The 13,881-nt window shown below is 32.7% G+C and carries 8 protein-coding genes; 6 read left to right on the top strand and 2 right to left on the bottom strand.

Features of this window, described 5'->3' with window-relative positions:
• Positions 1-17 precede the first annotated feature (17 nt).
• From serS to DK441_RS13935, 6 genes are all read left to right on the top strand, one after another.
• Positions 18-1,289, top strand: coding sequence for a serine--tRNA ligase (serS, locus tag DK441_RS13960; protein ID WP_109851273.1), 1,272 nt, complete (start codon positions 18-20; stop codon positions 1,287-1,289).
• Positions 1,290-1,347: 58 nt separating this feature from the next.
• Positions 1,348-3,135 (top strand): tetratricopeptide repeat protein, encoded by a 1,788-nt coding sequence (locus DK441_RS13955; protein ID WP_109851272.1) that lies wholly within the window; start codon positions 1,348-1,350, stop codon positions 3,133-3,135.
• Positions 3,136-3,219: 84 nt separating this feature from the next.
• Positions 3,220-3,534, top strand: a complete 315-nt coding sequence (locus tag DK441_RS13950; protein ID WP_109851271.1) for a DUF4286 family protein — start codon at positions 3,220-3,222, stop codon at positions 3,532-3,534.
• Complete coding sequence (gene rsmA, locus DK441_RS13945; RefSeq protein ID WP_109851270.1) at positions 3,527-4,393, top strand: 16S rRNA (adenine(1518)-N(6)/adenine(1519)-N(6))-dimethyltransferase RsmA; 867 nt, start codon at positions 3,527-3,529, stop codon at positions 4,391-4,393. The genes DK441_RS13950 and rsmA overlap by 8 nt, the downstream gene beginning before the upstream one ends.
• Positions 4,394-4,475: 82 nt before the next feature.
• A complete protein-coding gene (gene mgtE / locus DK441_RS13940; protein ID WP_109851269.1) occupies positions 4,476-5,831 on the top strand; it encodes a magnesium transporter in 1,356 nt (451 codons plus the stop codon).
• 63 nt (positions 5,832-5,894) lie between these two features.
• The gene (locus DK441_RS13935) at positions 5,895-6,290 is read left to right on the top strand and encodes a thioesterase family protein (protein WP_109851268.1); all 396 of its coding nucleotides are present in this window, start codon (positions 5,895-5,897) and stop codon (positions 6,288-6,290) included.
• Between the two features lie 193 nt (positions 6,291-6,483).
• Here the strand turns inward: DK441_RS13935 and DK441_RS13930 are convergent, their stop codons facing one another.
• On the bottom strand, positions 6,484-7,323 hold the full coding sequence (locus tag DK441_RS13930) for a GIN domain-containing protein (RefSeq protein ID WP_109851267.1): 840 nt from the start codon (positions 7,321-7,323) through the stop codon (positions 6,484-6,486).
• A gap of 245 nt (positions 7,324-7,568) precedes the next feature.
• A complete protein-coding gene (locus DK441_RS13925) occupies positions 7,569-13,739 on the bottom strand; it encodes an immunoglobulin-like domain-containing protein (RefSeq protein WP_109851266.1) in 6,171 nt (2,056 codons plus the stop codon).
• Positions 13,740-13,881: the final 142 nt, after the last annotated feature.

The following is a 13,881-nucleotide window of genomic DNA, read 5'->3' as shown; positions in this document are numbered from 1 at the left end:
CGCCCAAAAAAGATATCATGTTAGTAGTACAAAACATCATAGCAAACAAAGAAGCGTATATAAAAGCTTTGACAAAAAGGAATTTTGACGCGGCTGCTGTTTTAGAAGAAATTATTGGCTTGGATGAAAGTCGACGTGCCACACAGACCAAATTAGACAATACTCTAGCAGACTCTAATAAATTCTCTAAAGAAATAGGGCTACTGTTTAAAAACGGTGAACAGCAAAAAGCAAATCTGCTAAAAGAGAAAACTGCACAACTTAAAGAAGGTTCTAAGCAACTATCAACAGAGCTCACCGATATCCAGGAGAAATTAATACAATTATTATATACAATCCCAAATGTTCCTCATGATTCTGTTCCTAATGGTCAAAGTGATGAAGATAATGAAGAGGTTTTTCGTGAAGGTGATATTCCTGTTTTAGAAGAAGGTGCATTACCTCATTGGGAACTTGCCAAAAAATATGACATTATTGATTTTGAATTGGGTGTAAAAATAACGGGGGCTGGTTTTCCTGTGTATAAAGGAAAAGGTGCTCGATTACAACGTGCTTTGATTAGTTATTTTTTGGATAAAAATACTGATGCTGGGTATAAAGAGTTTCAGGTACCTCATCTTGTTAATGAAGCATCGGGATATGGTACGGGGCAATTACCGGATAAAGAAGGACAAATGTATCATGTAACCGGCGATGATTTATATCTTATTCCTACTGCAGAGGTTCCTGTAACCAATATGTTTAGAGATGAGCTACTACAGGAAAGCGATCTTCCTATTTGCTGTACAGGATATACTCCATGTTTTAGACGTGAGGCAGGTTCTTATGGTGCACATGTACGTGGATTAAATCGATTGCATCAATTTGACAAAGTAGAAATTGTACGTGTCGAGACCCCTGAAAATTCGTACAAGGCACTTGATGGAATGGTAGATCATATAAAAGGGATTCTTAACGATTTACAATTACCGTATCGTATACTACGCCTTTGTGGTGGAGATATTGGATTTACTTCTGCACTAACATATGATTTTGAAGTTTTCTCGACAGCACAGGATCGCTGGTTAGAGATTAGTTCTGTATCTAATTTTGAATCTTATCAAGCTAATCGCTTAAAATTAAGATATAAAGATGCAAATGGAAAAAATCAATTGGCACATACACTTAATGGAAGTTCATTGGCATTACCCAGGGTACTTGCAGGTATATTAGAAAATTACCAAACTCCAAATGGTATCAAAATCCCCGAAGTACTGGTTCCTTACTGCGGATTTGAATATATAGATTAAGGGATCCATAACATATTACTAAAGCGCATTTTGTTATCTTTACAAAAAAACTTGCAAAATGCGCTTTATCTTTTTCTATATTGCCCTATTCTTTACGTTTTCGACGATTGCGCAGTCGGAGCAGTTAGCAAAAAACTATATTCAGCAGGGACAATACGAAAAAGCACTTTCTATCTATCAAAAATTATATACCAAAAACCCAAACCGAATTAATTATTTATTAGGGTTAGTAGAATCTCACCAACAATTAGAACATTTTGATAAAGCTGAGGGTATTCTAAAAAAGCGAATTGAGAAAGTTCCAAATAATGCCCAAATTCTAGTCGAATTAGGACATCATTATGATCTACAAGGTAAAACAGAGCTAGCTCGCACATACTACAATAAGGCTATAGAAACTTATGATAACAATAATGCGAATCATGCCTATTCTCTTGCTCAAACTTTTGAAAAATATAGCCTGTTAGATGAAGCAGCTTTAATTTATGAAAAAGGGATGAAGAATAATCCCAGAGCAAACTTTAATGTACAATTAGCCAAAATTTATGGAGAACAGGGAAAACTCGAAAAAATGTTCGATAGTTACTTAGCACTATTACGATTACAACCTAATTATATAAATATTGTACAACGAAATTTTAGTGACTACATAACAGATACCCCAACAAGTGAGGCAAATGTTATATTTAGAAAATTATTGATTAAAAAACTTCAGCAGAATCCTGATATCTTATACAACGAAATGCTAAGCTGGCTTTTTGTACAACAAAAGGAATTTAAAAAAGCATTTATACAGGAAAAAGCAATATACAAACGTAAACAGGAAAGCCCAGAAGGCATTATAGATCTGGCCAGAATTGCTATTTCGGAAAAAGACATTAAATCTGCTGTAGAAATTCTAAATTATATTCTAGAAACGCCTGCTTCAAAAGATATGAAGCTTACTGCTCATAAAATCATCCTGAAAGCAAAAGTAGATAATGCTTCCAAAAAAGAACATAAAACTATTATAGCACAGTATAATACTGTATTTGAGGAATATGGAAAAGGCAGAGAAACTATAGGATTACAAATTGATTATTCACATTTTCTAGCATTTAATCAGGATAAAAAACAGGAAGCCATTCTATTTTTAAAAGATATACTGGATAGAGAACCTCTATCAAGGTTTCAGTCTTCCAGAATAAAAATGAAAATTGCAGATATCCTGGTATTGGATCAAAAATTTAATCAGGCGTTAATTTACTATACCCAGGTGCAAAATGCTTTAAAAAATAATTTCCTAGCACAAGATGCCAGATTTAAAGTCGCAAAAACCAGTTATTACAAAGGGGATTTCGCTTGGGCACAAACACAACTCGATGTACTAAAATCTTCTACCTCTCAATTGATTGCAAATGATGCCATGGAGTTAAGTCTAATTATCAGTGATAATTCTCTTGAAGACTCTACTCAAACTGCTTTAAAGATTTTTGCAAAAGCCGATCTATTAGCTTTTCAGAATAAAAATCAGGACGCAATTACGATGTATGAAATTATTTTAACTCAGCATAAAGGTGAAAAAATTGAGGATGAAGCTTTTTTACGTCAGGCAAAGCTATTTGAAAAAGAAAAGCAATTCGAAAAGGCTAAAATCAACTATCTAAAAATTATCGAATTTTATAACGATGATATTCTTGTTGATGATGCTTATTATTGGCTAGCCGAACTCTATGTGAATGAACTGGGAGAGCCTGAAAAAGCTAAAGAATTATACGAAAAGATAATTTTTAATCACGCTGATAGTATTTATTTTGTAGAAGCACGAAAAAAATACAGAACCCTAAGAGGAGATGCTATAAATTAAATCACCTGTAGCTCTTTACTTCTTTGTAACTTTGCGCCTTGGTCATTATACTAAATACGACTTCCAAAAACATTAATAATAAACATGTACATATATAACGTTACCATAAATATAGAAGAAACTATCCATGATGAATGGTTAGAGTGGATGAAAGAAGAGCATATACCTGATATGCTTTCTACAGGAAAATTTAGTAAAGCATTAATGACCAAGGTATTGGTAGAAGAAGAAATGGGAGGTATCACCTATTCTGTACAATATACTACAAGCAATAAAGAAACTTTACAAAAATACTATAACGAGGATGCAGATCGCCTTAGGTCAAAATCTAATCGCTTTACTGGTAAATTTGTAGCGTTTAGAACAGAGTTAGAAATTGTAAGTGAACGGAATGGGTAAACCAAAAAAAAATAAAAAATACAATTCAAACCCTATATCTTCTTTCGAAAAAACTGCGGTAAAGGCAAAAAAGCACCTGGGGCAACATTTTCTAAAGGATGAGAATATTGCCAAAAAGATTGGCGATACCCTTACTCTGCAAGGCTATAAAAATGTTATTGAAATTGGCCCGGGGATGGGAGTTCTTACCAAGTATATTCTTCAAAAAGATATTGATGTTATCGCTATGGATCTAGACAGGGAGTCTATCGAATATCTTAACACTAATTTTCATCTCGAGCATACAGAAGCATTAAGAGGAAACACTACATTTCGGGTTATAGAAGCAGATTTTCTGAAATTTAATCTGGATGTTATATTCGATAAAGAGCAATTTGCAATAACGGGTAATTTTCCATATAATATTTCTACACAAATTGTTTTTAAAACATTGGAAAACAAAGACCGAATTCCTGAATTTACGGGGATGTTTCAAAAAGAAGTTGCCCAACGTATTTGCGAAAAAGCTGGTAGTAAAGCATACGGTATTCTTTCGGTACTTACTCAAGCATTTTATGATGCAGAATATTTATTTACCGTGCCTCCCAATGTTTTTAATCCTCCTCCTAAGGTAGATAGTGGGGTATTGCGATTGATTAGAAAAAATGAATACTCTCTCCCTTGTAATGAAAAATTATTTTTCAGAGTCGTAAAGACTGCTTTTGGACAACGTCGTAAAACCCTAAGAAATAGTCTTAAAACTTTTGAATTGAATGATGAGATCAAAACATTAGAAATCCTGACTAAACGTCCCGAACAATTGTCTGTTGATCAATTTATAGAATTGACATTATTAATTGAAAAACAACAGGTTAAGTGATTTAACACACTCATAAAGTCCAATTAAATTCTTTGGTTATCTTTGTGGGCGTTTGTGAAGGGGATCACTAAATACTGAGTATATGCAATTTGAAGTTTCTAATGAGTTAATCGAACAGGTACGACGCCTTATCCGTGAAGAAGGTGATACTCGTCTGCGCGAAATGCTTAGTGAAATTCATTTTGCTGATGTTGCAGAAATCATTAGTGAACTTGGCTTATCTGAAGCTACCTACCTTATTAAATTATTAGATAGCGAAAAAACATCCGAAGCTCTTATGGAGCTCGAAGAAGATTTTCGTGAACGTATTCTTGAAAACCTTTCTGCAAAAGAGATTGCAGAAGAGTTAGAAGAAATGGATACTGATGATGCTGCTGATATTGTTGCCGAGCTTCCTGATGATCGTGCAGAAAAAGTAATTGCAGAGATAGAGGATGAAAAACGCGCAGAAGATATTAAAGAGCTTCTTACCTATGATGAAGATACTGCAGGTGGACTAATGGCTAAAGAACTAGTAAAGGTAAAAGAAACCTGGACCGTAGCTGGTTGTGTTAAAGAAATGCGACGACAGGCAGAAAATGTTACTCGGGTACATTCTATTTACGTTGTAGATAAAGATGAAAAGTTAAAAGGTAGACTATCTCTTAAAGATTTACTTACTGCCTCTGCAAAAACTCATATTAGCGAAGTATATATTCCAAAAGTAGATTCTGTAGATGTAGATACCGAAGGAGAAGAAGTAGCTCGTATTATGCAAAAATATGATCTTGAAGCCATCCCTGTGGTAGACAAAGAAAATGTATTGGTTGGTCGAGTAACTATAGATGATATTGTAGATTTTATTAAGGATGAGGCTGAGAAAGATTATCAATTAGCTGCGGGTATTTCTCAAGATGTAGAAGCAGATGATAATGTATGGGAGCTTACCAGAGCACGATTACCCTGGTTGATTTTAGGCCTTTTTGGAGGATTAGGAAGTGTATTCATCATGCAGGGCTTTGAAGGTGTAATGACCAATCCAAGAATTAGAGATTTATTTTTCTATACTCCGCTAATTGCAGCTATGGCAGGAAATGTTGGTGTTCAATCCTCTGCAATCATAGTACAAGGGTTGGCAAATAATGTAGTAAAAGGAAGTTTATTAAATCGATTATTAAAAGAAGTAAGCCTTAGCTTAATTAATGGTTCTGCATTAGCACTACTTATTATTGTTTTTGGTTTTATTATGAAGTATGAAATTTCATTTAGCTTAACAATAGCAGCAGCACTTATGAGTGTTATTATCGTAGCAGCACTTATCGGTACTTTTGTTCCTATTATTCTGGATAAAAGAGGTATTGATCCTGCAATTGCTACAGGTCCTTTTATTACAACCAGTAATGATATTTTTGGGATCTTCTTATTCTTTTATATAGCAAAACTTATTTTAGGGTTTTAGATCACAAATCTTCTTTCAAATTTTAAAATAGTTGTACTTTTAATCTATTCAACTCTTCTATTCATGAAATCCGAAATTTTTGAATTCCATTTTACTGTTCCAAAATCAGCAATAGATGATATGGATCATGTAAATAATGTAGTGTATCTACAATGGGTACAAGATGTTGCCAAAAAGCATTGGGAATCCAGAACCAATGAAGGCATTAGGAATACTTATGTTTGGGTAGTTCTTAATCATTATATAGAATATCATAGTCCTGCTTTTGAAAATGATAAAGTCACGCTACAAACCTGGATCGATAATTATAGAGGTGTTAGGAGTGAGCGTCATACTAAAATTATAAATACAACCACTCAAAAGGTATTAGTTTCTGCAAAGACAAGTTGGTGTTTTTTACATAAAGAGACTCTAAGGCCGGCAAGGATCCCAGATGAAATTACTTCTCTGTTTCTTTAAATAATAAAGAGACACATCGTGTGTATTGTTTCTTGAAAAGAAAAACAACAATAATACAGCATAAATAGGATATAAATTTACAGTTTAAATATAATCGACTATAAACAAAAGAAAGGTGTCTGATAAATCAAACACCCTCCTTCGTCAAGTCAAGTTATAGTTGGTAATAAAAAATAATTTAATGTAGTGTTAATTACTTTTTTATGATTTTAGTCCGATCAGTAAGGGTTTTAACATCTAATTCGGGATTACCATATACGTACACTATACTTTTTCCTTGTGCATAAAGCTCTAAATTTCTTTTAGCATATACATATACATCTGCAGAATTATAAGTATTTAGGTCTGTAGAAGAAGTTTTCATTTTTTTTGCCTTAAGTTTCGATGAATCTTTAACATCAAAAGAAGCATAATCTGTATCTCCATCCATACTTAATTCGGCAGCTTTGGTCATGGCAACTTTTACTTTATCTGCAATAACATACGCTTTAAGGTCTGTTTTGCCATTCATAGTAATTGCTGCGTTTTTTGATTTGATTTTGATTTTCCCTTTCACTTTATCATATAAAGTAATTCTAACATCATCTACTTTTACGTTCAAATCCAAATAACTAGAATCATAACCAGTGATAAATAGTTTTTCAGAAAATAATTTTTTATCACTTTTTATTTTAGCATTATTTTTAAGTATAATATGTTCTATCTCTTTTACATTTAAACTAATTTCTAGTTTTCTACTTCTCACAATTCTATTGGTTGTATATATTTTTAATACACTATCTGTTACTTTAAACTGAACGATATCAATTAGGTTTTCATCAGTTTTTAGGTAATATTCATTTTGATCATTTTGATTTAAAATTATTTTTAATTCATCATCAATTTCGATAGTATTAAATGTTTCAGGAATACCTTTGGTAAGTTCTTTTACAACCCTGTTGCCCTTAATTTTTGGTTTTTTTTGTGCAAAAACAGATATACTAAAGGATAATAAAGCAACTATACATATTGATTTTTTTATTTTAAGGCTCATTTCAATTTGTGTTTAAGTGTCTTTATAATATAGGACACCGTTTTTTTAAAAAGTCACATTTGAATCCTTTAAAAAAAATCTGAAGCTTTATTTTACTACCAAATATTCTTTAAGCAGTATCTTACTAAGGCTATATATCATCATACTTTTCATTTCCTATTTCTTTATTCTTTACGATCACATTGAACCTTTGGACCAGGTTTAGGGTCAGTTAAGTTGAAATGATAAAAATGAAGGTTTTCTCTTTATTGTTTCACAATTTTAAACGTAGCTCTATGATCAATTGACACAAAGTAAATACCTTGTGGTAATTGCTTCATAGGCAATATGACTTGTCCCGAAGTAATAATATACTCCCCAGAAGAAACCTGAGTCCCTAATGCATTATACATCGACACATTTATCGTTTGTAATTGAGTATTGGGAAGAGTAAGCGTAACATCTCCCTTCGTTGGATTGGGTGCAATACTTACTTGATCAAACAAACTAACTTTGGTAGATAGTTTGCCTTCACAATCTATACTTGAAGACACTTCTAACTCATCCCCATGTTGTACATCTAGAATGAAATTCTTCGTTGTATACTCTCCTACTATTTTGTTATTGATCTTCGCAATATAGGGCGCAGTACCTGTAGTTACCTCAACATTTACTTTTGCAGTTCCTGCTTCTGCAAGTAGCTCGGTTTTCCCTGTTAAACTCTCTGCTTCTTCAATAACCATTTCAAAACATTGTTCACAACTTGCAAAGCCTTCTATGGCAATACATACAGGATAAGTACCTGGTGGTAGGTTATCTACTGTCAATGCAGAAGTAAAACTATACTCTACTCCATTAATTGTAGTGTTATAATCTAATACGGTAACAGCACTAATAGCAATTGTTCCATTATCTTTATCGGTACACGTTTCACTTGTGGTAGTGATTGTAAAATTATTTGCTGGTAAACTTACGATCGGACAGCTATTGATTACATTCACAGTTCTAGTTACCTCTATAGCTACATTTCCCGAAGCATCGGTAGCATTATATCTGATTGTATAACTACCAACTGTATCCTGAAAATCGGAAGTGTCAATCACTACATTGGTTACTCCATCATCAACCGTAGCTCCTAACTCGGTATATCCTGATCCTAATTCTATTACTTGAGGATTGTCTCCTAGTAAAGTAATTACAGGTGTAACACAATCTTCACTAAAACTAGCAATATCATCTTTTTCCCAACTGCTTAAATAAGTAGCGGTTGGATCATCAACCTGAATACAGGTTAAGTTAGGATTGTAAAGAACAAAGAAATCAGTGATTAAGTTATTATTTCCATTTCTAACATCTAAAGATGCTAATAAATTCTGGTGAACAGCAAGTTCTTCTAATTGAGTACAAGCTGTTACGTCTAATGTTGTAAGTGCATTTTTACCAACTTTTAACTTTTTTAAGTTGGGGTTATTATCAACCAATAAATTTGTAATGGAATTAGAACGTAAATTTACTTCTTCTAATGATAAATATCCTGTTACATCTATAGATGTAAATTCATTTTCTGCTGCATCTAAAACTTTTAGACTGGTATTGTTGCTTAAGTCTAATGAAGTTAAGTCATTATAATCACAGTTTAAGGATTCTAGTGCCGTAAAGTCTTCTATTCCTGTAAGATCGGCTATGTTTTGACTAGCAATATTTAAGGTAACGACACTCGCAATTTTTAAAGTTGCTACTTGATTATCATTTGCAATACCATTACCCATACTTGTAGCGTCTCCAAGAGCAACTACATTTCCATCGGCATCATGCGTTTCTAGGTAATTTTCAAAATTGGCATCTGCGATATACGTTAAATCACAATAAATCGCAAAATTCGCCGTAGCATCTTTTTCCCAAATATCTGGAAACAAAGGAATTACTTTATCAGCTTTAATACATGTTAAATCCGGATTTCCTTGTGCATCAAACCAAGTGAAATTATCGTTATTTCCATTCGCAACATTTAAGGACGTTAATTGGTTATTTGCAATTCTTAATTGAATAATACTTGAATACCCAGAAATATCTAATTCAGTGAAATTATTATCATTTAAATTTAATACTCTTAATAATGGATTATTAGAGATATCCATGGTGTTAATACCCGTATTGGATACACTTAATGTAGTTAAAACTGAAAGTGTTGAAACGTCAACATTTCCTAATCTCGCATTATCTCCAATATATAATTTATCCATTAGGATATTATTACTTAAATCAATACTTGTCAAATCATTATTCTGTAAAGAAAGTGTTGTCAACTTAACATTTTTACTTAAATCAACACCAGTGATGTTAGGGTTGTTACGAATCACAAAGTACCATGCATCTCTAAAATCTTCAATACCAGTTAAGTCAGATGCTGTTTTGTTTTGGAAGACGATCCCTTCCGAAACTTCAACTAATGCAGTATATACATAATCATCAACTACTCCATTACCATAGCCTGCATTTTCCAGAAATTCTTCAAAAACATCATCGGGCACATAGGTCAATCTACAAAATTCTGCATAGCTCGCTGCAGCATCTTTTAACCAACCAGTCAATACACTAGCAGTTGGATCATCTACTCTTATACAAGTTAAATTTGGATTTCCGGTAACGTCAACATTATCAAGATCATTATTATTACCGCTTCTTAAATTCAAATACTCTAATAAGCTATTCTTACAGGATAAATCGTCTAAGGTATTTTGATTACTTAAGTCCAAAGAAGAAAGTGGTGTAACATCACAAACTAATCTACTTAGATTCGTATTATTACTTAAATCAATACTAGCAATGCTGGTATTACTAAATGATAAATAAAACAGATCTGTAAGATGAGTTACATTTAAGCTAATTAAAGCATTAGCACCACACTCTAAATTTTCTAACAATGAATTGTTTTCAATATTTAATGAAGTGATATTCGTGTTTTCACAGTATAACGAAACTAGATTAGTCTGTGTGCTTACATCAATTGACCCTAATCTATTATTAGTAATGGTTAGGCTTGTTAAATCATTAGTACTTACATCTATATTGGTTATATCATTATCTGCTACATTCAAAAACTCCAACGTAGCATTGGTAGATATATCTATACTTGTAAGGTTGTTATCTTCAGCTTCGAGGCCTTCTAAAACGGTTAACCCTGTTAAATCAATACTTGTGAGTCCCATATTGGTAACCGTTATACTTTTTAAGAGTGTATTATTGGTGAGATCTAAACTAGTATTGGTTAGTACATTGTCATCTATCCACAAACGAATTAAACTCACAAAATCTTCTACTCCTGTAAAATCTTCAATCCCTTCATTTCTTGGAGTTAAGAGTTGTATGTTCTCGATTTTTCCTGTTGGTACTAAATTGTCATCAATAATTCCATTACCCAAGCTATTAGCACTTCCTAAAGCAACTGTTCCTCCAAACTTGTTATGAGTTTCTAAATAGGCTTCAAAATTATCATCAGGAATAGTAGTAAATCGACAGTATTGCGCAAAGCTAGTCGTAGCATCTTTTACCCAGGCACTTAAATACCCTGCAGTAGGATCGTCTACTTCGATACACATTAAGTTGGGACAATCGTCTACTTCAAACTCTGTAAAACTGCTATTATTTCCATTTTTTGCATTCAGTTCGACTAATTCATCTATTTTTCTTGCCTTGAATTCTACCAAATTACTATTCTTACTAATATCTATTGAAGCAATATTTGTCTCATCTAAATTTAGTTCCTCTAAGTTTGTTAAGTGACTCACATCAAAGGATGAAAATGGGTTTCTACTTAAGTTTAAACGCTCTAACAATGTATTGTTTTCGATATTCAATGCTGTAAACTGATTCAAGGATGCAATGATTCGAGTAAGGTTAACATTAGCACTTAGATCGATACTACTTAATGTAGTTTCGTGAATTTGTAAATCTTCTAGCAAAATATTGTTGCTTACATCTAATCCGGTTAAATCGTTTGAAGAAATTATTAATTCTTTTAGCGCCGTATTTGTGGAAAGATCAATCGTTGTAAAATTATTACGAGGTATATCTAATCTTTCCAAAGCTGTTAATCCGGTAACATTGATAGTAGTTAATCCCATATCTCCCCCATCTATTCTTTTTAAGTTGGTGTTACTGGTCAAGTCTAAACTTGTATTGATCACATTATTAAAACAAAAGAATGTTTCTAAAGCGGTAAAATCCTCGATACCTGTAAAATCTGTTATCCCTTGGAATGCCACAAATAGATTTAAAACATTTTCTATTTGGGCTGTCTTCACATAATTATCATTTGCAATTCCATTACCCATACTAGTTGGATCTCCAACTGAAACAAAATTACCATCGGCATCATGGGTTTCCAGGTAATTTTCAAAATTATCATCGGGCACATAGGTCCAGTTACAGTCATCACTAAAACTAGCTGTAGCATCTTTATCCCAACCATTTAAATAGCTAGCAGAAGGATCATCTACCTGAATACATATAAGGTTTGGGTTGCCTGTAGCATACATTTCATCGATACTGCTCGTATTCCCGCTTTTAAAATTTAAAGAAGTTAATGTATTGTTGTTTTGACATTCTACATACTCCAATTGTGGACTATTACTAAAATCTAATGTAGCTATACCTGTGTTATTGATATAAACCTCTATTAATTTTGTATTACTAGATACACCTAGAGTGGTTAACAAGGTATTGTTATACACCTCAATATCTTCAAGGTTTATATTGCTAGATACATCTAATGTTGTAAGCGTTGGAGTGTTCTCAATCGATAAATCTGTTAGCTTGGTAAGGGCACTCACATCTATGGTTGCAAACTGATTCCCGCCACAACTTAGCGTTTCTAAAAGTGTATTACTGGCTACATCTATACTTGATAAGGAATTATCTCCACAATATAGTCTTGTTAAATTAATATTGTTGGTTATATCAAGAGTAGTTAATGAGTTTTCTCTTATTCTAAAATCTGAAAGAGCTGTGTTTGCACTTACATCTATACTGCTAAAATTATTATCATCTAAATTTAATGAATGTAATGCTGTATTGGAGCTCAAATCTATAGCCATTAAATTATTTTCTCGAGCTCTTAGTATTTCCAGAGAAGTTAATCCTGAAATATTTAAACTGATAAGCCCCATGGACTGGCAGCTTACTTCAATTAATTTTGTATTTGCCGTAAGGTCTAAGTTTGAAATTGTATTGCTGTTTGTGTACAATCTTTCTACATTTTCAAAATCTTCTAGTCCTGTAAAATCAGTAATCCCTTGATTACTAACACCCAAAGTAGTGTCATTTTTAATTCTTTCTGTTCCTACGTAATTATCGTTAGCAATACCATTTCCCATACTTGTTGGATCTCCAATCGGTACTACTAAACCAAGTTCGTTGTGTGTTTCTAAATAATTTTCGAAATTATCATCTGGAACATAGGTCTGGGTACAAAAAGTGTTGTATACAGTTTGTATATCTTTATCGGTTAAATTGGTATTTGCGTATGTTGGATTATCTACTACTACACAAGTCAGACCAGGATTATTGGTGATGTCAAAATCTCTATGATCGAGATTGGTATTGTTACCATTTCTCATATTAAGATAAGTCAACTGATTACTATAGCACGATAAATCGACTAATGCTACATTTTTGGAGACATCTAAACTTGTGAGTTGATTATATTCTGCATATAATTCAATTAATTTTATATTCTTACTTACATCTAAGCTTGTTAGTGAATTTTCATAAACCTGTAATTCTTGTAATTCTAAATTTTGAGAAACATCCAAAACGGTAAGCTGATTATCAACACAATCCAGATCTTCTAATAACAAGTTTTTTGTTACATCCAAACTTCCTAAAGGATTACTATAACAATATAGGTTCTTTAAAGCGTCATTGTTGGTAACATCTAGACTACTAAGTTGATTATTACTACAACCTAAAGTTTCCAACATCGTATTTTGAGATACATTTAAGGTTGTAATTTCATTTCGACTACAACTCAAAGAAGTTAGCATTAGATTTCCTGAAAGATCTAAGCTGGTAAGGCTATTTTTGCCAACATTAATCGTTTGTAATGCTGTATTCTTAGAAAGATCAATACTGGTTATGGAGTTTTCAAAACAGGTGAAATTTTGTAAAGCAGCAAAATCTCCTAATCCCGTGGCATCTGCGATCAATAATCTGGAAATATCTAAATCAGTAACACCTTCTATTCTTGAAGTAGTTACATAATTATCATTGGCAATACCATTACCCATACTGGATGCATTTCCTACTGCAACAACATTTCCATCAGCATCATGTGTTTCTAAATAATTTTCAAAATTATCATCAGGCACATAAGTTTCCTGGGCAACTATGACATAACTAAATAACAAGAAAAAAGTTAGGTGTAATTTTCTATTCATATATGGGGCTTTTAAAACTGTATATGCTATTCAAGAGCAACACAAAAATGGTTCTTGATTTTTTTTGCAATAATATATCATTTATCTGGTTTTAAGATAATTTTAACGGTGGCAAAAAGTGGCAAACCCTTGTTTTTAAAGC

This window comes from Aquimarina sp. AU58 (assembly GCF_900312745.1).
GTDB lineage: Bacteria > Bacteroidota > Bacteroidia > Flavobacteriales > Flavobacteriaceae > Aquimarina > Aquimarina spinulae.
Note: the sequence above shows the minus strand (reverse complement) of the source record. Positions and strands in the feature narration are given on the sequence as shown.